This window comes from Schaalia vaccimaxillae DSM 15804 (assembly GCF_000420425.1).
Classification (GTDB): domain Bacteria; phylum Actinomycetota; class Actinomycetes; order Actinomycetales; family Actinomycetaceae; genus Pauljensenia; species Pauljensenia vaccimaxillae.
The window spans coordinates 80,292-101,466 of sequence record NZ_ATUX01000009.1; the positions used below are offsets into that span (position 1 = coordinate 80,292).

Below are 21,175 nucleotides of genomic sequence, written 5' to 3' on the forward strand. Positions count from 1 at the left end.
TCAGCGGCCCTGAACCTGAGCGATCCACCTCTCCACATCCGCAATGGTGCGAGGAATGTCCTCCGAGATGCGTGTAACTGAACCATCCTCATTTACCATGACGTCGTCCTCGATACGCACGCCAATACCTCGGTATTCCTCAGGGACAGCAAGATCATCGGAGCGGAAGTACAAGCCCGGCTCAATGGTGAAGGTCATTCCCGGTTCCAGTAAGGCGTCCTGGTACATTTCGCGACGCGCTTGAGCGCAGTCATGAACGTCCAGACCCAAGTGGTGGCAGGTGCCGTGGGGCATCCACCGGCGATGCTGCTGGCCCGAAGCCGACAGGGACTCTGCCGCTGAAACGGGCAACAATCCCCACTTTTCCAGCCGATCTGCGATCACCTGCATGGCTGCGTCGTGGACGTCGCGGAAACGGCAACCCGGTTCGTTGGCGCGTGCCAAAGCTGCCTCGCAGGCATCCAATACAGCCTGGTAGACGCGCCCCTGAACCTGGCTGAAAGTCCCGTTAACGGGCAGGGTTCGAGTGATGTCAGCGGTGTAGAGCGAATCGACTTCGACACCCGCATCAACGAGCACCAGGTCGCCCTCGTGAACCGGACCATCATTGTCAATCCAGTGCAACGTGTTCGCATGGTTGCCTGACGCCGCGATGGTGTCATAACCCAAGCCATTACCTTCTTCGCGAGCCACCGCACCAAAGGCGCCCTCGATCACGCGCTCTCCGCGCCGGTGCCCCACAGCCCGCGGCAACACCCTAATAATGTCGTCGAATCCGGCCTTCGTGACCTCAACGGCCCGACGCAATTCTGCTAATTCGTATGCGTCCTTGCACAGTCGGATTTCAGAGAGACGTTCTTCGAACTTCTCGTCGTCTTCGCGCGCGTCCTCGCCAAAGGGCAGATCAGACTGGATGCGGATATCCGTGACCATCTCTTCGATGGCCTGGTCGACCCCGCGCACAATACGCAGATTAATCTGGCCGGCGTCCTTTGACAGAGCGTCGCGCAGGTTGTCAATGTGTTCGCAGCGCAGGCCCGTAGCCGCAGACATTTCCTCTAACGAGGGACGGGCTCCCACCCAGAACTCCCCGTACCGGGCGTCAGAGTAGAACTCCTGGCTTGAACGCGAGGACCGCGGTTTGAAGTAGAGCACAGGCTCATGGGCTTGGCCCTCGTGCGGTTCAAGGACGAGGACGGCGTCGGGTTCTTTCTCTCCACCCAAGCCGGTCAGGTGCGCGAAAGCCGAGTGTGCGCGGAAACGGTAATCGCAGTCGTTGTTACGCACCTTGTATGTGCCAGCGGGAACAACTAGACGATCGGTTCCAAATGGGGATCCGGCGGCTGCGGCTCGGTCAGCCAGATAGTCGGCTACCTCGGCGCGTTCAGGCAGGTCGGCCGGACGAGGGCCCCAACTTGAAGCCATGAACTCACGGAATGCCTCAGTATCAGGGCGCCGCGAGCGGCCCTCAACGCGTTCAGCCATGGACGCGGGGGCCTCGTCTGGGGAAGAAGTGATGTTCTGCGAATCAGTCATGCCTCCATCATGCATCATGAGACGGCCCGCGACTTGACGGCTGCTCGACCCAAACCCACGTGTCGACCAGAATCCAGCGTGATGGCGCACAGGATTGGTGCGGCGGGGAGCGGATGGATACCCTCGAAGCATGGAGCGCATCGATCCCCACACTCACTCTGCGTGCTCTGACGGAACAGACACCCCCACTGAACTCATGCAAGCCGCCGCCAACGCTGGCCTGAGCATGATCGGACTGACCGACCACGACACATTTGCAGGGTGGGAGGAGGGCGCTGACGCCGTCGAAACCACGGGGGTTGGCCTACTACGAGGCGTTGAAATGAGTTGCTCAGCCGACGGGATCACCGTTCACCTGCTCGGCTACCTACCAGATCCGACAAACTCCCAACTGCTTGAAACCTACGCCCAAGCCAAGGAATCACGCGAAACGCGTGCCCAGCGAATGGTTGAAAACCTCTCCGCGGACTATCCGATCACCTGGGAACAGGTGCTCGCCCTCGCCCCAGATGGAGGCCCGATCGGACGCCCCCACATTGCTGACGCCCTCGTAGCCGTCGGAGCATTCCCCGACCGCAGCGGCGCATTCGAATACGTCCTGCATCCGCGTGGCCCGTACTTTGCGCACCATTGGGCGCCGCACCCGGTAGAAGCCGTCCGTCAAGTCATTGAAGCCGGGGGAGTGGCTGTTCTGGCTCACCCGCGAGCGCGCAAACGCCAAAAGCTTCTAGCAGAAGACGTCATTGACGCTATGGCTGAGGCCGGGCTTTTCGGGATTGAACGTGACCACCGAGACCATGCGCAGACTGACCGAGAAGACGTAGACCGGATTGCTGGGCGGCTAGGATTGCGGATCTTCGGGTCCTCGGACTACCACGGGACTGGAAAACAGAATCGGCTGGGAGAAAATCTCACAGACCCTGTAGTCATCCACGAGATTATTGAGAGGGGCAGCCAGGAGGTGTTGCGTCCATGAATATCGAAGATTTCTTCAATGTCACCCTATTTACAACAACATTTGCAACGCTTTTCGTCATTCTTGACCCGCTAGGTAGCGTTCCGGTATTTCTTGGGCTCACGTCGCGCCTATCTTCGGCTGCTCAGCGTAAAGCCGCTGCGCAAGCAACTTTTGTGTCCATCAGTGTGATCTTGGCATTTGCAGTTTTAGGCCAGCAGATCCTGTCCCTGCTGCAGATTTCCATGGAAGCATTGCAGTTGTCCGGCGGTGTTTTGCTCTTCCTGGTTGCAATGGAATTGCTCACGGATAAAGGTTCGGAAGAACCTGACACCGGAGATGACCGAGTCAACGTCGCCCTCGTCCCTTTGGGGACACCTTTGCTGGCAGGACCTGGATCAATCGTGGCAGTCATGGTGTCGGTGGCGCACGCGAATTCATCAGCCCCCGGGTGGGTTGCCGTCATCACCGCAGTTGTCTTAGCTCACCTGATCCTGTGGGCAACCATGCGTTTTTCCCTTGAGCTTTCAAAGCTCTTAGGGCCGGGCGGCATCATGTTGCTGACGAAGATATCCGGTCTGCTTCTGGCAGCAATTGCCACGCAGCTTGTGATGGAGGCAATTTTTGCGTTCATCACATCGTCGAACATCGTGTGACGAGGGCGAGATCTGCACGAAAGTTGGCGAAAAGGCGAATATTCATCCAATGTGTGTGAAAACGTTTGGCATACGGCCTCTATGGCGCCAACCAAAGTCGTGAGATTACTCAAATAGCCGAATCGCCTTATAAACAGGATCTTCGGTAGTCTGCAAAGGGACAGTTCAGCCAAGTGTGCCGCGACCGCGGTACCGACCGAATATGCCATAACAGGGGATGACTATGACTCTGAAAGACACTTTCGCCTCCCAGGTCCGCTCGACCTCGGGCCGACCGGTCGTCGAATCAACATCGATGGAGGTCTGGCAAGGACTGTCAGCCGCCATCGTCGACCGCATCGCCGACAACTGGGATGCCACATCCAAGAAATACTCGGCTGGACGCCAAGAACACTACTTCTCCGCCGAGTTCCTCATGGGACGAGCCCTGCTCAACAACCTGTCCAACCTCGGCCTCGTTGAAGAAGCACGCGAAACCCTGGCCGCATACGGCCAAGACCTCAGCATCGTCCTCGAAGAAGAACCCGACGCAGCACTGGGCAACGGCGGTCTGGGCCGTCTGGCAGCATGCTTCCTTGACTCTTGTGCCACCCTGAACCTTCCGGTCACCGGGTACGGCATTCTCTACCGCTACGGACTGTTCAAGCAGCTCTTCGACAACGGATTCCAAACCGAACACCCCGACCCCTGGATGGAAGAGGGGTACCCCTTCATTATCCGCCGCGAAGAACAAGCACGCATCGTCACCTATGCCGACCTCGTGGTGCGTGCCGTCCCCTACGACATGCCGATCACTGGCTACGGCACTAAGAACGTTGGAACGCTTCGTCTGTGGCGAGCCGAACCCATCGAAGAATTCGACTACGACGCCTTCAACTCGCAGCGCTTCACCGACGCCATCGTTGACCGCGAACGCACCAACGACATCTCCCGCGTCCTCTACCCCAACGACACCACCTTCGAAGGCAAGGTCCTGCGCGTACGCCAGCAGTACTTCTTCTGCTCTGCATCCCTGCAGTCCATCATCGACACCTACCGCGCAGAACACGGCGACGACCTCGCAGGCTTCGCAGACTTCAACGCCATCCAGCTCAACGACACCCACCCGGTGCTCGCCATCCCTGAACTTATGCGCCTGCTCATGGACGAACACGGCATGGGCTGGGAAGACGCGTGGGAGGTTGTCACCAAGACCTTCGCCTACACCAACCATACGGTGCTGGCTGAAGCCCTCGAAACCTGGGAAATGACGATCTTCGACCGCCTATTCCCCCGCATCGCTGAAATCGTGCGCGAAATCGACCGTCGATTCCGCCTCGATATGGCTGAGCATGGCCTGGAGCAGGGAACCATCGACTACATGGCTCCGGTTGCCGGCAACACCGTGCGAATGGCGTGGATTGCCTGCTACGCCTCCTACTCGATCAATGGTGTCGCGGCCTTGCACACCGAGATTATCAAACGCGAAACCCTGGGCGAATGGCATGCCCTGTGGCCCCAGAAATTCAACAACAAGACCAATGGTGTCACGCCGCGTCGCTGGCTCAAGCAATGCAACCCGCGTTTGGCCCAGCTTCTTGACGACGTCACCGGTTCGGACGCATGGGTGACCGACCTGTCCTCACTAGCCCAATATGCGGCAGCTGCGGAAGACGACACGGTTTTGGATCGTCTCACCGCCATTAAGCATGAGAACAAGGTCGACTTCGCGGCGTGGATCAAGGAACACGAAGGCATCGATATTGACCCAGACGCGATCTTTGACGTTCAGATTAAGCGCCTGCACGAGTACAAGCGTCAGCTCCTGAACGCCTTCTACGTCCTCGACCTGTACTTCCGTATTAAGGACGATCCGAGCCTGGATCTGCCCAAGCGGGTCTTCGTGTTCGGTGCCAAGGCTGCTCCCGGATACATCCGAGCCAAGGCCATTATCAAGCTTATTAATGCCATTGCAGAGCTGGTCAACAATGACGAGGATATCGACGGCCGCATCAAGGTTGTGTTCGTCCACAACTACAACGTGTCGCCCGCCGAGCACATCATTCCCGCTGCCGACGTCTCCGAACAGATTTCAACAGCGGGCAAGGAAGCGTCGGGCACATCCAACATGAAGTTCATGATGAACGGCGCGCTGACTCTGGGTACGCTCGATGGCGCAAACGTTGAGATCCTTGACGCTGTGGGTGACGACAACGCCTATATCTTTGGCGCCACCGAGGACGAGCTTCCTGAACTACGTCAAAGCTACGATCCGCGCTGGCATTACGAGAATGTCCCCGGCTTGCGTCGCGTCCTCGATGCCATGGTTGACGGAACCCTGGACGACAACGGTTCGGGTTGGTTCCATGATCTGCGCAACTCGCTGCTTGAATACGGCTACGAACCTGCAGATGTCTACTACGTCCTGGGAGACTTCGAGGCTTACCGCGAGACCAAGGACCGCATGGCTGCTGACTATGCGGATGCGCGCGGCTGGGCGCGCAAGGTCTGGGCGAATATCACCGCTTCGGGGCGTTTCTCTTCTGACCGCACAATCCGCGACTACGCCGACGAGGTGTGGAAGCTGGAATCCAGCCCCATCGACTGATTCGCTGGAGCTTATGGGCTGACTGGTCCTAGGTTAAACGACGAGCCCGCTGCGCAAGTGATGCGTGGTGGGCTTCGTTGTGCCTTAGTCTGTGCTTGCCCGGCAACGCTTGGGGCTGTGTGTGTAGCATGCAAACCCCATGCCAGTGTGCGCCCACGTTCGGGGGCGAATCAGTGTCCGTTCACGTGTTTTCATCTCGGCACGCCTTTTGCGTGTGGCGGACCCACGTCAAGGGTACGTCCTGCTCAGGCGGGCTGGACTGCAGCCTCCCAAGAGTCGTAGCTGCCGCCCTCGTCCTCGGCGAGCTTCGTCAACAGTTCACGTGTGCTACGAACCGAATCCCAATCGACGCACAAGTCTGACCGGCTCAGGATCACCACTTGTCGTCCGGAGAGTTCATCTGTGTGGATTTGGCGCATGAGCGGCCAGCCGAGTTGCCGAGCTTCTCGTACGGCCTCGCGCGCGGCCTCGGTGGTTGAGAAGGACAGGTAGTGGATCCATCTGCGCGGCAAGGTGAGATCAGAGCGTTCGGCGATGAAACGGATTTGTGCATCATCGTCCTCGTTACCGGAGCTGGGAGGAGGTTCTGGCGTAATCGGCTCTTCGATTGGCGAGGCAGATGGCTTGTCTTTAGCGTTGCCGTGACGTCGGGTCGAGATGAAGTCGAAGATACCCATGGGGTGACGCTAGCACCTGCAAGTCTTCGGGGCGGGCCGGGGTTTAGTGCACGAAGTGGTGCGTGAGAGGAGGGGTGGGCGCGTGGTGGTCGTCTTGCGTAGTACTTGGTGCGCGAGGGCGGGGAGGTTTGTGGCCTGTTGCGCGAGGATGGAGTTGTGCGAGAGAGGTGTGTGCGCGTAGCTAGCGCAAGTCGGGCCCAGGACCGTCCTCGTGAAAAGAGAAGACCGGAACTCAACGCCGACTATGCAACTTAACCTGGCGAATCAACTGTCGAACCTTGCTCAACAACACCTCCGGCTCCGCAAGATCTGCCCAATGCACACGCATCACCGTCCAACCGCGGTCCTCCAGGAACTCCTGACGTTCAAATTGATCACCCCACGCGATGGCCCGGTCCTCTTGAGTCCAGCCATACTTGCCGTCACCATCAAACTCGAGAGCAATCTTGAGCTGAGGAATCGCAAAGTCCAGGTAGAAGCGATAATCCCTGTTCGCTACCAAATGCTGAACCTCAACACCTTTGATGCCGCCCGAACGCAGCAACCACAGCAGCCGCGCCTCCGGCACAGACTCACAGCGAGCTTCCGCATTACTGACAGCCCACAAAGCCTGCGCCCTCCGTGGGGTATGCGCGGGCAATTCCGCCAGGATCTGCGAGAGTTTACGTTTCGTCGCTTGTTCCAGTTGGAAATGGTACCGACGTCTAGCGCCACCGGGAACTGCTAAGCGGCGCAAAGCTGAGCAAATCGCGACAAATCCCTCCTGGTTGGGGTGCAAGCAGCTACAGGACAAAATTACTGCTTCTAAGGCTTGAATATTGTCCTGAATGGGGTTTGCAGGAAAATCCACGGGCCAGGTGAGCGGACTGTGAAACAGCGTTGTTGTCTCGGGTGCAATGACTTGACCGTCGAGGAGGACGGGCGGCAGTCTGGTCGGCTTGGATGTGCGGCGGGCCGAGGATGTCAGGTGAATGCGAGCCGGGGGAGTGGCGAGCGGAAGATCCAAAATGAGTGCGGCGCTCAAGCCTGTAGCGCGGCACGTCTTGCGTGTTGAAAGCACCGCCCACGTTCTGGCTATTGCCACGACTTGGCGACGCTGCCAGTCAGTGCGTAGGGAACGGAGCAGATCGGTGGGCAGCCAAATTCCAACATGGATGAGGATGGCATCGCGAGGGCGTTTACGCGCAGAACGCGTCGAGTGGATGAGGGAATTGCGTATCAAGGTAGAGGAGGGAGTGTCCATACGTCCTTCCTGGTGAATGTGTTTGCGTTTCGGTTTCGAGGAGGAGCTTGCAGGGAAGTGTGCGGAGCGTGGTTGCGGGGATGGCGCGGGAGGATGTGCTTCGTCCTGGCTTGGCAAGGATGCGTTCGCGAGAGCACTACTCATCACCGTACGGTGCGCAGACTGCTCCACGGAAGTTATCCACAGGCTGCAGTGCGGCTAGGAGTGACGGGCAAGATGGCCCGGGGTCCGGTGCACGAAGTGGTGCGTCAGAGGATGGTTTGGGCACGTGGTGGTCGTCTTGCGTAGTACTTGGTGTACGAGGTCGGGCCCAGGCCCAGCGCTTGACGTAGGACCTTATTTTGCGAGAGTGGATTGACTGTGCGGAACCTGAGTGAGACGAGGGTGCGCCTCATCTGTATTAAGAGATTGACACAGTTGGCAAACTGTGTCACTGTATTACTGTATTAATACAGCAAGTGAGGGGACTGCCGATGCGCATCGACGATACCCGCCCAATCTGGGTCCAACTCGCACAAGAATTCGCAGGCAAAATCGCCTCCGGACTTTGGGCCAGCGGAACCCGGATCTCCAGCGTGAGAGAACTCGCCGGCGAAATGGGTGTTAATCCCAATACCGTGCAGCGAGCACTCGGACAACTGGATGCCGATGGCCTCACCGTCACTGAACGGACCGCCGGACGCTACGTAACAACAGATCAAAACACCATCGCTCAGGCGCGCCACCAACTCGCCTCGAACACCACAGACGCCTACATCGCAACTATCGCCAGCCTCGGCCTCGAACTTGACGAAGCCACAAAACTGCTGGCAGCGCGATGGGTTGAATACCCACAAGGAGACGCATCATGACCAGCGAATCCCTCTCCCGTCATCGAGACACCAGCTCAGGAGAACCGTACAGTTCTCCACTGATCGACATCGCCGCGCTGTCAAAAAACTACAAAGGACAGCCAGCGCTCCAAGACTTCAATCTCACCCTCTCAGCAGGTCACATCGTCGGGCTGCTTGGAGCCAATGGCTCGGGCAAAACCACGCTGCTGAAAATCCTGGCGGGCGTCCTCGCTGACTGGACAGGCAACGTACGCATCGCAGGGCACAAACCCGCACCCGCAACCAAAGCCATCGTCTCCTACTTGCCCGATGCTGACTTCCTCAATCCGGACCTGACCCCTTCTGCTGCCATCGCCTACTACCAGCGATTCTTCGCAGACTTTGATGCGCAAAAGGCCGCAAAGCTTGTCGAATACTTCGCGTTGCCGGCTAATCGGACTCTCAAAGAAATGTCGAGGGGAATGGGGCAAAAACTCCAGATCGCCCTCGTTATGTCCCGTAACGCCAAGGTCTATCTTCTGGACGAACCTCTGTCCGGCGTCGATCCTGCTGCCCGAGATGTCATCCTCCAAGGCATCCTCACCGACTTCAATCCTGAATCGCTCATGCTCATGTCCACGCACCTGATCGCCGACGTCGAAGCCATCATCGACACCGCGGTATTCGTCAAAGAAGGCAAGGTCTTGCTGCATGCAGACGCCGATGATCTACGCAGCGAATCGGGACTATCTTTGGACGCTTTCTTCCGACAGGAGTACCGCTGATGCTTGCTGCACTAATTAAGCAGGAATACCGAGACAACACTAAGCACGTCTTCAAAATCATCGCAGCCATCACGGTGATGCTTGTGCTTGCCTGGGTGGTGTCTATGACAGAGCTACCCGTGATCTCAGGTTTGGCTGGTTCCTTCGTGCCGCTGGTCTCAATAGCGTTGCCAGCTGCTGTTATTGTGCAGCTTGCAGGATCTTATTGGCAATCAATGTATGGGCCGCGAGGCTATGCCACCCACTCCTTGCCAGTACCGGGACGTCAGTTGTACTGGTCCAAGACCATTGTCGCTATTAGCTTCGGGCTTGTTGCGACGATCCTGGCTGGAGTGGGGATGGGACTGTCTCTGCTGGCCGGGGCCATTCGCGGCGGCGCGTCCCTAAATGATGCCGTTTCGGCGGCCTTCGACCAGATCGGGGCAATACCCACAACGTTCCTTTGGTTTGCGGTTTTGAGTATGGTTGGATCTTTGAGTTTCGCAATCTTGTCGATCTGGGCGATCATGAGCATCGGTGCCCAAGCAAAGTGGAACCACATGGGGTTTGGAGCTCCGCTGGTCGGTCTGATTCTTTACTATGTGGTGTCCCAGGTCATCAACATGTTTGGGATACTGGTGATCCCTGGCGGTATCAATATGACGACGGGGGAGTTCTCCGGTGAAACGATGTTGACGGGCCTGCTGGAGAGTTTCCCTGACAGCGGCGCGGTAACAACGCTTGGGTTAGGTTTTGTGCCACTACAGATTGCGTTGACGACATTCCTGGTGTGGTGGGGAATCCGGTCGATCGAGAGGCACACGTCCTTGCGTTGACACGAGTCACTTCCCCTCCCGATCATCAACTTGGGCGTCCCTCGCGAGACTTATGGGCGTCCCTCGCGAAAAGTGTTCGGGGGAGGTGGAACAGGATGACGAGGGCGAGACTGAGCCAGCGTGAGCAATAGCCCCACAAAAATACAGACGAGGGCGGAACCGGTTCATGGTCCCGCCCTCGTTTGCTTACATTTAGCCGCGGCGCTGTGGCCGCAAGCAACTCATCCTTCTGAAGAAGCTCCCGAGCCAGCCGCCCCCTTACGACGGCGAATCCGCTTACGAGCAGGCTTGGCCGCATCTGCACTGCTGCGCGGTTCAGCCGAATGCTCGCCGCGCCCTCGGCCTCGCGTGCCGCGATCAGAACGGCCCTGCTTACCGGGATTAATCACCTTGTCGCCGTCGCGTGACTTGCGGTTACGATCCCCCGAGTGGACGCGGCCCATGCCACCCTTGGGCGCTCCGCGGCCACCTCGGCCACGGCCTCGACCGCCGTCACGAGGGCGTGACGACGGACCGCCCAAATCTTCTAACTTCTCTGCGCTCAAACCCGCAAGAGTGCGCTTAGCGCGCGGCAGGCGGCCAGTCGTACCTTCAGGAATATCAAGGTCAGTAAAGAGATGCTCAGAGGTGTGGTAGGTCTCCAAAGGATCGGGCACACCCAAGCCCAGGGCCTTCGAAATGAGCGACCAACGAGGTGTGTCATCCCAGTCCACGAAGGTTACGGCAGTGCCGGAGTTACCTGCGCGGCCCGTGCGGCCAATGCGGTGGATGTAGATCTTCTCGTCCTCGGGGCACTGGTAGTTGATGACGTGGGTGACGTCGTCAACGTCAATACCGCGGGCAGCCACGTCGGTGGCAACCAGGACATCAACCTTGCCATTGCGGAAAGCACGCAAAGCCTGTTCGCGCGCGCCTTGGCCAAGATCGCCATGCAGCGAACCCACGGCAAATCCGCGATCCGTCAAATCCTCTCCCAGACGAGCAGCTGTGCGCTTCGTGCGGCAGAAGATTATGGAGCGACCTCGCCCTTTCGACTGTAGGATGCGGGCCACGACCTCAACCTTGTTCATCGCGTGAACTCGGTAGATCACCTGCTTAACGGAGTTCACCGTCTGATTTTGATCCTCGGGGTCCTGAGCGCGGATGTGCGTGGGGTGTTCCATGAACTTACGAGCCAAAGCTACAACAGGCCCAGGCATGGTGGCTGAGAACAGCATGGTGTGGCGGTTCGACGGTACACGCGACAGGAGAGTCTCAACGTCTGGCAAGAAGCCGAGGTCGAGCATTTCGTCGGCCTCGTCCAATACGACAGTTTCACAGCCAGACAGGTGTAGATGCCCCTTGCGCAGTAGGTCGATGAGGCGCCCGGGCGTTCCCACAACAATGTCGGCGCCCTTTTCCAGCGCTTCGATCTGAGACTCGAAAGCGACGCCGCCGTAAATTTCAACAATACGAGTATCGAGGTAGGCGCCAGCGGTGCGCAGGTCCGAAGCCACCTGCTTGGTCAGCTCTCGCGTCGGCAAAATGATGAGCGCCTGCGGTGCCCCGGGGTTAAGGAGTTCGTCGTAGCCAGGCTCGCCGGGGGCAATGACATCTTCGAGGACGGGAATACCAAAGCCCAGGGTCTTGCCCGTGCCGGTCTTGGCTTGGCCGATGATGTCGTGACGTTCAAGCGCAGGAGGAAGAGTCAGAGCTTGAATGGGGAAGGGGTGAGTGATCCCCTTATCTTCGAGGGCGTCAACAATGGGGTCAGTGACGCCGAAGTCAGCGAAAGACTTATGTTCAAGGTCCTCCTCGCCAGAATCAATGACATCGGGGGTGGCTTCTTCAATTTCAGGAAGAGCAACCTTAATGTCGCCCAGGCGCACGACTCCAGCGGAGTATTCGGCGGCCGTAGTCTTGGCGGTAGTGGGGGCAGTGTTCTCAGCTTGAGGTGTGTTTTCGGGCGCGGACGTTTCGGGTACATCGGTCCCGTCATGCTTCGTGGCAGTCACGATCAGCCTTGTCTCCCGGGTCAATCTCCGGGGATCGGGGTGGCAGCCGATCGCGCATTTTCTCAGCACCTGCAGGCGCGCATTCTCATTCGCATAACAAGCGACCGGTCAGCCGTGGTCCCTGCCATTGTAGGAGGAAAACCGAGGCTGACCGGTCGAATAGACGATCTATGACCAAACGCTCGTCATGAAATCAGGGCGAAGATGGCCCAGGTCAGAAGGAACCCAACGAGGGAACAAACAGTAGACAGTACTGTCCATGTCCTTAAACCGTCTTTGACTGACAGACCCATATATTTCGTCACAATCCAGAAGCCTGAATCATTGATATGGGACAGGCCCAGCCCCCCAAAACCAATGGCCAAGGTCATGAGGACGATTTGCACAGGCGAATAACCAGCATCAGCGATGGGTTGAGCCATTAGGCCGGCGCTGGTCAAGATAGCCACTGTTGCGGAACCTTGTGAGGCGCGCAATGCCAGACAGATGAGGAAGCCCGCCAGAACGAGCGGCATCTGGAGAGCGACGAGCGCTTTAGACAGAGCATCGCCGATTCCTGAAGCAACGAGTACAGAGGCGAAAACCCCTCCAGCTCCAGTCACGAACACAATGACAGCCACATCCGGTAAAGCTGAATCCATCACAGATCCGCGTTTTTGGAGATCCCATCGTTGTTGATGTCCGACAACAATCGAGGCGACGATGACAGCAACTAACAGGGCGACTAGGGAGGATCCAATGAGACTCAACCACCTTTGGGCAGTGCTTCCCTTTTCGAGCACCATATTCGATACAGTTCCGCCCATGATTTGAAGGATTGGCAAGAGGATCAGGATGACAACTGTTCCTGCTCCGAGAGACCTGTGCTTTGGTGTTAGAACTGCGTCGGCACCAACTGATCCAACTGATCCCACGTGTTTGAGTGCTGGCGAACCCTCGAGAGTGTATTGATCGACGCGGAATAGTTTGGCGACGAAATGGCCGACAAGGACTGTTACTGCACACAGGGGAAGGCCGATGAGGATCATCATCCCTGTGTCTGCACCTGTGATACCAGCTGCTGCCACGGGACCTGGGTGTGGAGGTAATGCGACGTGAACCGTGAGCATTGCAGCGGCAACAGGAAGGCCAATCTTTAACGGATTAATACCTGCGATGCGCGCAAATCCAAACACGATCGGGGCAAGAATGATGAAACCGACATCGAAGAACACTGGGATACCGAGAATGAACGAGGCCGCGACTACACCGCCGATAACTCGTTTTTCACCGAGTTTCTGAGTGAATGTTAGGGCTAGTCTGTCCGCTCCGCCAGATATTTCGATAATGCGCCCGAGCATTGCGCCAAGTCCGACGACAATCATGACTGAGCCGAGGGTTTTACCCATCCCCTCCTGCAGAGTAGACACGATCTCTTCCGGCGCAATTCCTGTCACTAGGGCAGTCCCGAGGGACACGAGGAGCATTGCTACGAAGGCCGACATTTTGACATTGATGACCAGTAGTAGCAGAACGATGATCGCACCAATGGCGATTCCTAAGAGCAAACCGGTTGACATGGGAATCACCTCGATGGCGCGACAACTCGAATGATCGTCGAATCATCGTCCCCGTCGCGTCCCTGCGCTGCTCCCAAGAGGTAGAGCTGTTCGGCCGCTGCGGCAAGAGGGACGGAAATACCGGCTTTCTTTGCTGCTGCGGTGACAATCCCCATGTCCTTGGTGAAGATATCGAGTCGTGACAAGACCTCAGGATCGTGTCCTTCGTAGGCTTCAATGGCTCGTGGACCGCGGTTGCCGAGCATGAACGAGGCGGCTGCTCCAGCCATGAGAGCTTCAAGAGCCTTCCGTTGATCCAGTCCCAGCCGACCGGCGAGGGCGAGGGCTTCTCCTGCTGCGGCAATGTGGACACCACACAGTAACTGGTTGACGGTTTTCATAGCTTGCCCTTTGCCTGGTGTATCGCCAACGAGCACCAGAGTTCCGGCCATTGTATTAAGCACAGGTTGTGCTTTTTCCCAGACGTCGGCAGAGGCTCCGCATGTGACGAGGAGGTCGCCTTCCCCGGCCCGAACTGGACCGCCTGATACGGGTGCGTCGACTAGACCGATGCCCGCGTCGGCCAACTTTCTTGCGACCTCTTCGACGGCATCAACGCCGACAGTCGATGTCAAGATGATGACTGATCCTTTGGCGAGTACGGTGACAATGCCGGATTCTCCATACAGGACGTCTTCGAGCTGTTCACTGTTGCGTACTGCGATCAGAACGACATCTGCATCGCGGCAGGCATCCTGCGGGTCCAATGCGATGGTGATCCCTGCAGTGGCAGCGGCATCACGTCTGGCCTCGAAGACATCAAAGCCAGTCACAGGGAACGATTGGGCGAGATTAGTTGCCATTGGTAGCCCCATAGCTCCTAGTCCGAGGACTGTTACTGAGGTGGACATAGTGGGCTCCTAGAAGTATTAGAGAAGTATCGGAGTAACGTAATTGGGGTAAAGGGTGCGGCTTTTATTGCAGGAGTTTCTCGACGACATCGGCGAGGGACTGATCGGTGCCGACGTTGCCAGCGAACACGATGTAGGGAATACCTTGCGCAAGGCCGTCCTGGGACGACCACATGGACACGATGCCGGGAAGCATTGGTCCGATGACACGGGCTCGGCGGATCTCAAGTGCTTTTGATGCTACGTCTGAGGAGGTGATGCCACCCTTAGCGACGACGAAACGAGGCGAAGTGCGTCGGGCAATGCCGTTGACAACCTCGACGATGGCGCTTGAGATTTTACGAGCATGAGCCAGTGCTGTTTGCGCATCGAATCCCGAAAGCAGCGCGCGTGAGGTGCGCAAGATGACGCTGGAGGTGTCTAGAGCGTTTGCGCCTTCGTTGATGAGTTCATTGATGTGGGTCTGGGCATCTTCATCGTTGATGATCCGAGCGGAATCGATCACCAATGTGCGGGCGTCGAGTCTCTGCGTCAGATGGTCAAGTTGGCGGGCTGTGACGCCGACATGAGAACCGACGACGACGAGTCCTCCGACTGTAGCTTCTCGGCCACAGCGAGATGCGTGGATTTCTTCCGGGGTCAATGGTGGGTGGATTTCCTGACCGATGCGTTCGCGGCCGAAAGGCGGGCCAACGCGGTAGATAAAACGTGAGCCCAGGTCTTCGGCTCGTATGAGTGCCAGTGCGAGGGCGCGCATGTCTTCCAGCTCGACGATATCGACTGCGATGGGCTGGGCCCCGTGGGCGGAACGTAGGAGGTCGACGGTTGCATCCGGGTCTGTGCGTAGCGTTTCGATGTCAATGAGGATGACATCGGTGGCGTCAAATTGTCCTTGGCTTTTTTCTTCGACCCAGCTTCTGAAATCCGAGTGCGCATATCCGAATGTGTTGTCCTGGGCGAATTCCGACTCAGCTGCAGGCAGATATCCAGATTGAGCATTTCCGGCGTAGTGAATGCCGTGCACGCTGATTCTTCCCGCCTCGGGGAATGCGGGGACGAGGATGACGCCGTCGATCGTCGTACCTGTGGCGTGCCGCAGGACGTCGGCAATGGTGTTGGTTTCTAGTGGGAAGTGGCCCCGCAGAGTCGAATCTGATCGGGAAATAAACGTGATGTCGATGCTGAGGATTTGGCTTGCTTCAAGTGCAGCCTTAACGACTTCACGGTTGACGCGTTCGGCGTCAGTTGGACTCAAGGAACGTGAGTTCGTCATCACGTAAACGCTGGGTTTGCCGGTCTCAAGGGCCCAGACGAAGTCGTGAACCTCCCACGAGGTTAAGACGGGTAGGTCGCAGACGGATTGAGTGCCGGTCGGGTCGTCATCGAGAACGATATTGACTGGGTTACGCCTGGCGTTGCTTTGGGCTTCGCGAACTTGCTGAGCAGTGATCGGACGCACCGGGGCAGACTTTCAAGAAGGGCTTGACGTGAAATCAATGGCATATTCACTCCTTTGTGACGCCTTACTTCAAGTCCTCAGACCTCTGAGGACTTGAAGGTAATTTACGCGCAATCGTAAATATCGGCAACTACTTGGAGAAAAGCTCTTTGAAATGCGCCAAATTTGGGCACAGCAGTGCCTAACAGATCCACCTGGTTCTACAAAAGAGGATGTTCTGTGTGCTCTTCGGAAGTGCTTGCCAGTAGATCAAGACGAGTTTGAGTCATGTGCGCCCTCATTGCATCCTTTGCGCCTTCTTCGTCCTGAGAGCGAATCGCTTTGAGAATCAACCGATGGTGCTCCTGCGCGCGTGACCGGACCTTCGGATGAGAAGCAGTGACGACTCTAGAACCTCTCAGAGCGCCCTCTAGGGGTGCGAAAGCCGCGGGGATGAATGGATTTGCCGACGCAAGGAGAATTTGACGATGAAACTCAAGGTCGAATTTAACCACAGCATCGACGTCGTTGATATCGCCAGCCTCCTGCATCGCATTGAAAGCCTCGTCTAACGCTGATAGATGAGCATCCGTCCTATTTCGAGCGGCCAATCCGGCTGCCCCGACTTCAATCATTCGACGTAGTTCAACGAGGCGAAGTCCCACTGTGCGGTCCGATGACTCGGCGGCGGTCAAGTAGACGAGGGACTCTAAATCAGTCCACCTATGACGCGGTGCTACAAAGGTTCCACGCCCTTGAATGACGTTGAGAACGCCCCTGTCGCGCAGAATCTTGACGGCCTCACGCACCGTGAGCCTGGATACTTCGAGATCCTGGGACAGATCCACTTCGCCTGGCAACGCGTCACCCTCAAGATACGTTCCTGTGGCTATTCGGTCGATAATCACATCAACGACCTGTCCAACTAGATCTGTACGCATTCTTCCTCCTGAGCGGATTTTGCCACAGTCGAGTAGTTAATGGTTCGTGACATGGCGCCGCTGAGGGTCTAAGGAGTTTTAGCTTCGTAGGAACTCCAAAGGGATTACCCTGGGGGCATGGCTGATGAATACGAACCCGTATCGGGCGCCGACGCAGACGTCGTTGGCCTTTTGGCGTTCTCCGCGCTCGCGGTAATGACAAGGCTCGCCAAGGATGGTGACCAGTCGCCCACGATTGCAGCGCATATCGAACACGCTCGTATGTCTAAGCGCGCCTTTGAAATCTTTGAGGAGCTTGAAGTGTGGTCGGCGCACCGCGGCGTCGATCTGCCAGCAGTGGCAAGCGAATATTCGGGCCTCTATGACGATTTGGATGCCCGTACTCGCCCCACGACGTGGGCAGAGCGTTCAACCAAGACCTATGTGACGGTTGGAATTATCGGCGACATGCTGGCAGAGATCTCTCGCAGACATGAGCTTTTTGGTGTCGCAGATGGCCTGTGGGATTTGGGTCAGGGAGAGTGGGTGCGCACGCACCTCGGGCCGCGCATTCTGGCTGACCAGCAGCTGGCAGCGCGTTTGTCCCTGTGGGCTCGTCGCGTTGCAGGCGAAGTGATCGGCCTCGTGCGTGCGACTCTCTTCACTCACCCGGATTTGGCAATGACTCCCGAGGCGATGGACGAGATTGCCGAGTTTGTGACGACTCGCCATGGCGAGCGTATGAAGGAATTACACCTCAAGCCGTGATGGCAGGCAGGCACAATGACGCGGGTGTGCGCAGCCAAATTGGTGGCGCACACCCGCGTCTTTGTGTTGTTAGGCGGAAGGTTGACTAGGAATCAGATCGTGATCAGGAATCAGATCGCAAAGCCTACTCGGCGTTCTTGCTGGTCAGTGACTTGAATGTAGGCGACAGCTCGGCCGGGGATGAGGGTGCGCTGTCCCTTAGTGTCCGTCAGTTCCAGGACAGTGTTTTGGTTGACAGCCTCAGTCAGTCGTGAAGCGAGGGCGTCCTCGTCGATGGGCAGTTCGAGGGTGATTTCGCGGGCGCTACCGACCAATCCCACAGTGACGTTCATTCGAATCTCCTTGAAATAGAAGTGACTCCTTAATGCTAAGTGCCGCAGATGCCCATGCACTCTGCAAGTATTCAGTCATGAGCGAAATTGATGTGCAGCTACGTGCCCGACCCGCGCGCTGGGCGACGCTACCGACTCCAGATGCCAGCCAACAAGCTGTGCTCGACGCGGCAGCCACATCCTCTGTTGTTGTGCGGGGGGCTGCGTCCTCGGGCAGGACGACGACGGCCCTCATGGTGCTGCGCGCCGCAGCCCAAGCTGGACAACAGGCCATGCTTTTGGTTCCTGATCGTGTACGCGCGGACTATTTGACGCCCAAGGTGCAGGCAATTTTGCCTCATAGTGTCAGGCCGGTTAGAACCCCTGCATCACTGGCGTATCTGATTGTGTCGACGTGGCGCACGCACAGACGTGAACCGTTGGGAGGAGTCGAACTCATTACCGGGGCTCAACACGATCAGCTTTTAGCCGATTTAATAGCACGCACGCCGGCTCCGTGGCCAGAGTCGATAAATGAACAGATGCGTGCCATGCCGGGCTTTCGCGCTGAACTTCGTGACCTCTTCGCCCGCGCGGGTGAGGCGGGTCTTGATGGTCAGGATTTGATCCGTGCAGGCCACGAGTTTGGCCAAGAGCAATGGGTGGGCAGTGGTCATCTGCTCGTCGAGTATCTTCAGGGTGAAGCAGCAGATATTGAGTATGAGAATGTCTTGTCTGTAGACCTATCGAGGATTCAAGGGCTGGCCGCGTCGACCATCGATTCGTGGGCTGACCTGGCACCCCAGCGCGGGGTGAGTGCAAGCGTTCCAATTCCTGATGTGCTAGTCGTTGATGATCTTCAGGACTGCACTGCTTCTACCGTGTCCTTGCTGGAAGCTGCTGCACGTCAAGGTACTCGAATCGTGGCGTTGGGCGACTCCGATGTGGCAATCGCTGGCTACCGCGGGGGCGAACCCCACCTGGACTTGCGGTTAGCCCGCGCCCTCGGCGTCCCGATCATGACGTTGGCGCAAATCCATGACCAACCCGTTCTGGTTCGCGACCTGGTCACGGGCATTGCGGGAAGAATTACCCAATCCGGACCGATAGACCGGCGCTTAGCAAAGGCATCCGCAGAAGAAGGTCTACCCGAGGCCGTAATTGATGCGCACCTGACGGCCTCAAACCCACAACTTGGTGCTCTTTTAGCTCGTATTTTGCGGGCTCATCATCTTCACGATGGTGTTGCCTGGGCAGACCAGGCCGTCATTGTCAGATCGGCGTCCATGGCTGAGGAATTCACGCGGTATCTGCGCCGTGGGGGAGTGCCGATTGCTGGGGGTAGCCAAGCCTTCGACTTTGCATCCCAGCCTGTGACTCGTACGCTGCTCGAACTTGTTCGGATGCCTGACAGCCAAGACAAACGCGATGACGAGAAGTCTGCGAATGCGTTGGTGACCTCGGCCTTTGTTGGCCTTGATCAGCTTCAAATCCAGCGGCTTTTGCGTTCAGCCAGGGCGCGCACTGAGGGAAACACTGCGATCGGACTGACCGACCTCTTAAACAACGACGAACTATGGAACAGGTGGGCAGGGACGGAGCGCGCATCGAAACTGTCCCGAGCATCGGCAATGTGGGAACTGCGTTCTCAGGTATGGTCAATGCGGCCACGCGCAGCCCTGTGGCAGATGTGGAATGCAGCATCAGTCGCGGATGAATGGAAAGACAAAGCCATCGTGGGGGATGCGGAATCAGCCTGGTATGACGACCAGCTTGATGCCGTTGTCGCGCTCATGCGGGTGGCTGATATTTGGGAGCAACGCAACGTGGTCGGCAGTGCGCACGATTTTGCTCTCCAATTACTGTCGGGCGCCGTCCCCGTGGACACGATTTCGCAGGTCGGAGTCAGGCCCGAGGGCGTCCATGTGCTCACTCCCGCTCAGGCTGTCGGCAGACGCTGGCCCGTCGTCTGCATTGCTGGCCTTCAAGACGGAGTTTGGCCAAATCTTCGTTTACGTAGCAGAATGCTTCGCGCCGATCTTCTGGCCGATTTAGATGCCGGGCGGTTCTCGGTTGCCGTCGATGGAAAACGCGAACTCATCGACGATCCTAGGAGCGCCCGCCGCGCCGTCCTCGACGATGAATTACGAATGCTTGCATTGTCACTGTCCAGAGCGACCCAGCACATCCACCTCGGTGCGGTCCGTACGCAAGATGCTGCGCCTTCTGCTTTCTTCGACATCCTGGCTCGCTACTGCGACGTCGAACGCAACGAAGATGATGTCATCGTCTTGGAAGAGGTGCCCGCTCCTCTTGACTTGTCGGGCCAGGTCGCTCAGCTGCGCCGCGACGCCGCTCAACCAGAAAGGGGAGCGGACAAGGAATCAGCAGTGCGACTACTCGCCTTACTGGCTCACGAGGGCGTCCCCGCAGCGCAGCCGCAGCGTTGGCTGGGATCTGGCGGGGCGTTGTCAACCGAAGAACCTGTTGCCGGAGACGTTGTTTTATCCCCATCAGCTTTCGAGACTGCGATCCAATGCCCGCTCAAATGGTTCTTCTCGCGAAAAGTCAATGCTGAACCCAAGGCGGATGCGTCCCAGCAGTTGGGAACGTTGATCCATGACATCGCTGAAGCAATGCCGCATGGTACAGCTGAAGAGATTCTTACCGAACTTGAGAACCGCATCGGCGAACTAGAAATCGATGGAGAAACGTGGTTGGGTGGCCAATCCCTCAACCGTGCGCAGTCCATCGCCCTGGCACTGGCAGACTATATGGCGGGTGTTCCTGGTGAGGTTGATGTCGAGACTGCGATAAGTGCCCAGGTTGAAGGAATTACCATTCGAGGGCGCATTGACCGCATCGAACACGTTGATGATGGTGTCAGAGTCACTGACATTAAAACTGGAAAGAAAAAGCCAACGAAGAATGAAGTCATTGCCAATCCTCAGTTGGCTGCCTATCAACTGGCTTTGCAAGCTCAAGGTTACGACGTTCGCGGCGCAAGAATCGCCCATGTAGGAGAAGGGAAGAATTCGACTCTGGTTCAACCTGAACTCCAAGGAGAAGAACGCGAAGAATGGTTGAAGAAGATTCGCCACATCAAAGACTTCGCAGCCGGCCCAAGCTACTTGGCGACGCCATCGGCTCAAGCCTGTCAATTCTGTTCCTTCACGGCTTTGTGTCCAGCGAAGCAAACGAGTACTCGAGCAGTTGAGTGAGGATGTCG

Annotated in this window: 17 protein-coding genes; 8 read left to right on the forward strand and 9 right to left on the reverse strand. The window is 57.4% G+C overall.

What is annotated here, in order from left to right; genetic code table 11:
- A complete protein-coding gene (locus G439_RS0108270) occupies positions 1–1,536 on the reverse strand; it encodes an aminopeptidase P family protein (RefSeq protein ID WP_022868714.1) in 1,536 nt (511 codons plus the stop codon).
- Between the two features lie 130 nt (positions 1,537–1,666).
- Here G439_RS0108270 and G439_RS0108275 point away from each other — a divergent pair, with 130 nt between their 5' ends.
- The 3 genes from G439_RS0108275 (at position 1,667) to G439_RS0108285 (ending at position 5,734) form a co-directional block, all read left to right on the forward strand.
- The gene (locus G439_RS0108275; RefSeq protein ID WP_022868715.1) at positions 1,667–2,512 is read left to right on the forward strand and encodes a PHP domain-containing protein; all 846 of its coding nucleotides are present in this window, start codon (positions 1,667–1,669) and stop codon (positions 2,510–2,512) included.
- The gene (locus G439_RS0108280) at positions 2,509–3,147 is read left to right on the forward strand and encodes a MarC family protein (protein ID WP_022868716.1); all 639 of its coding nucleotides are present in this window, start codon (positions 2,509–2,511) and stop codon (positions 3,145–3,147) included. Before G439_RS0108275 ends, G439_RS0108280 begins: the two co-directional genes overlap by 4 nt.
- A 223-nt stretch (positions 3,148–3,370) precedes the next feature.
- A complete protein-coding gene (locus tag G439_RS0108285; protein ID WP_424133833.1) occupies positions 3,371–5,734 on the forward strand; it encodes a glycogen/starch/alpha-glucan phosphorylase in 2,364 nt (787 codons plus the stop codon).
- Between the two features lie 245 nt (positions 5,735–5,979).
- On the opposite strand, the gene G439_RS0108290 is transcribed toward G439_RS0108285, so the two are convergent.
- Positions 5,980–6,411 (reverse strand): ribonuclease E inhibitor RraB, encoded by a 432-nt coding sequence (locus tag G439_RS0108290; protein ID WP_022868718.1) that lies wholly within the window; start codon positions 6,409–6,411, stop codon positions 5,980–5,982.
- Between the two features lie 232 nt (positions 6,412–6,643).
- On the reverse strand, positions 6,644–7,654 hold the full coding sequence (locus tag G439_RS12245; protein WP_022868719.1) for an endonuclease domain-containing protein: 1,011 nt from the start codon (positions 7,652–7,654) through the stop codon (positions 6,644–6,646).
- A 473-nt stretch (positions 7,655–8,127) separates the two neighbouring features.
- On the opposite strand from G439_RS12245, the gene G439_RS0108300 reads away from it, so the two are divergent.
- Genes G439_RS0108300 through G439_RS0108310 form a run of 3 tightly spaced genes read left to right on the forward strand, consistent with a single transcriptional unit; the run spans position 8,128 to position 10,066 of the window.
- The gene (locus G439_RS0108300; RefSeq protein WP_022868720.1) at positions 8,128–8,505 is read left to right on the forward strand and encodes a GntR family transcriptional regulator; all 378 of its coding nucleotides are present in this window, start codon (positions 8,128–8,130) and stop codon (positions 8,503–8,505) included.
- Positions 8,502–9,251 carry an ABC transporter ATP-binding protein gene (locus G439_RS0108305; RefSeq protein WP_022868721.1) on the forward strand — a complete coding sequence of 250 codons (750 nt, stop codon included), beginning with the start codon at positions 8,502–8,504 and terminating at the stop codon, positions 9,249–9,251. Before G439_RS0108300 ends, G439_RS0108305 begins: the two co-directional genes overlap by 4 nt.
- Positions 9,251–10,066, forward strand: coding sequence for a hypothetical protein (locus G439_RS0108310; RefSeq protein WP_022868722.1), 816 nt, complete (start codon positions 9,251–9,253; stop codon positions 10,064–10,066). The genes G439_RS0108305 and G439_RS0108310 overlap by 1 nt, the downstream gene beginning before the upstream one ends.
- A gap of 221 nt (positions 10,067–10,287) precedes the next feature.
- Here the strand turns inward: G439_RS0108310 and G439_RS11675 are convergent, their stop codons facing one another.
- From G439_RS11675 to G439_RS0108335, 5 genes are all read right to left on the reverse strand, one after another.
- Positions 10,288–12,060, reverse strand: coding sequence for a DEAD/DEAH box helicase (locus tag G439_RS11675; protein WP_022868723.1), 1,773 nt, complete (start codon positions 12,058–12,060; stop codon positions 10,288–10,290).
- 185 nt (positions 12,061–12,245) lie between these two features.
- A complete protein-coding gene (locus tag G439_RS0108320) occupies positions 12,246–13,619 on the reverse strand; it encodes a GntP family transporter (RefSeq protein WP_022868724.1) in 1,374 nt (457 codons plus the stop codon).
- A gap of 5 nt (positions 13,620–13,624) precedes the next feature.
- Positions 13,625–14,509, reverse strand: coding sequence for an NAD(P)-dependent oxidoreductase (locus G439_RS0108325; protein ID WP_022868725.1), 885 nt, complete (start codon positions 14,507–14,509; stop codon positions 13,625–13,627).
- Between the two features lie 64 nt (positions 14,510–14,573).
- Complete coding sequence (locus tag G439_RS11680; protein WP_022868726.1) at positions 14,574–15,968, reverse strand: four-carbon acid sugar kinase family protein; 1,395 nt, start codon at positions 15,966–15,968, stop codon at positions 14,574–14,576.
- A 200-nt stretch (positions 15,969–16,168) separates the two neighbouring features.
- Positions 16,169–16,888 (reverse strand): FadR/GntR family transcriptional regulator, encoded by a 720-nt coding sequence (locus tag G439_RS0108335; protein WP_022868727.1) that lies wholly within the window; start codon positions 16,886–16,888, stop codon positions 16,169–16,171.
- Positions 16,889–17,005: 117 nt separating this feature from the next.
- Between G439_RS0108335 and G439_RS0108340 the strand changes: the two genes are divergently transcribed.
- Positions 17,006–17,635, forward strand: coding sequence for a ferritin-like fold-containing protein (locus tag G439_RS0108340; protein WP_022868728.1), 630 nt, complete (start codon positions 17,006–17,008; stop codon positions 17,633–17,635).
- Positions 17,636–17,745: 110 nt separating this feature from the next.
- Here G439_RS0108340 and G439_RS0108345 read toward each other — a convergent pair whose 3' ends face one another.
- The gene (locus G439_RS0108345; RefSeq protein ID WP_022868729.1) at positions 17,746–17,967 is read right to left on the reverse strand and encodes a DUF3107 domain-containing protein; all 222 of its coding nucleotides are present in this window, start codon (positions 17,965–17,967) and stop codon (positions 17,746–17,748) included.
- Between the two features lie 77 nt (positions 17,968–18,044).
- On the opposite strand from G439_RS0108345, the gene G439_RS0108350 reads away from it, so the two are divergent.
- The gene (locus G439_RS0108350) at positions 18,045–21,167 is read left to right on the forward strand and encodes a UrvD/REP family ATP-dependent DNA helicase (protein WP_026459542.1); all 3,123 of its coding nucleotides are present in this window, start codon (positions 18,045–18,047) and stop codon (positions 21,165–21,167) included.
- Positions 21,168–21,175: the final 8 nt, after the last annotated feature.

Bases quoted from the DNA above. Each gene is read 5' to 3' on its own strand.
- G439_RS0108305 (WP_022868721.1), top strand. From the start codon at position 8,502: ATGACCAGCGAATCCCTCTCCCGTCATCGAGACACCAGCTCAGGAGAA.
- G439_RS0108285 (WP_424133833.1), top strand. From the start codon at position 3,371: ATGACTCTGAAAGACACTTTCGCCTCCCAGGTCCGCTCGACCTCGGGC.
- G439_RS0108290 (WP_022868718.1), bottom strand. From the start codon at position 6,411: ATGGGTATCTTCGACTTCATCTCGACCCGACGTCACGGCAACGCTAAA.
- G439_RS0108345 (WP_022868729.1), bottom strand. From the start codon at position 17,967: ATGAACGTCACTGTGGGATTGGTCGGTAGCGCCCGCGAAATCACCCTC.
- G439_RS0108340 (WP_022868728.1), top strand. From the start codon at position 17,006: ATGGCTGATGAATACGAACCCGTATCGGGCGCCGACGCAGACGTCGTT.
- G439_RS0108335 (WP_022868727.1), bottom strand. From the start codon at position 16,888: ATGCGTACAGATCTAGTTGGACAGGTCGTTGATGTGATTATCGACCGA.
- G439_RS0108310 (WP_022868722.1), top strand. From the start codon at position 9,251: ATGCTTGCTGCACTAATTAAGCAGGAATACCGAGACAACACTAAGCAC.
- G439_RS0108280 (WP_022868716.1), top strand. From the start codon at position 2,509: ATGAATATCGAAGATTTCTTCAATGTCACCCTATTTACAACAACATTT.
- G439_RS0108325 (WP_022868725.1), bottom strand. From the start codon at position 14,509: ATGTCCACCTCAGTAACAGTCCTCGGACTAGGAGCTATGGGGCTACCA.
- G439_RS0108300 (WP_022868720.1), top strand. From the start codon at position 8,128: ATGCGCATCGACGATACCCGCCCAATCTGGGTCCAACTCGCACAAGAA.
- G439_RS0108270 (WP_022868714.1), bottom strand. From the start codon at position 1,536: ATGACTGATTCGCAGAACATCACTTCTTCCCCAGACGAGGCCCCCGCG.
- G439_RS0108275 (WP_022868715.1), top strand. From the start codon at position 1,667: ATGGAGCGCATCGATCCCCACACTCACTCTGCGTGCTCTGACGGAACA.
- G439_RS12245 (WP_022868719.1), bottom strand. From the start codon at position 7,654: ATGGACACTCCCTCCTCTACCTTGATACGCAATTCCCTCATCCACTCG.
- G439_RS0108320 (WP_022868724.1), bottom strand. From the start codon at position 13,619: ATGTCAACCGGTTTGCTCTTAGGAATCGCCATTGGTGCGATCATCGTT.
- G439_RS0108350 (WP_026459542.1), top strand. From the start codon at position 18,045: ATGAGCGAAATTGATGTGCAGCTACGTGCCCGACCCGCGCGCTGGGCG.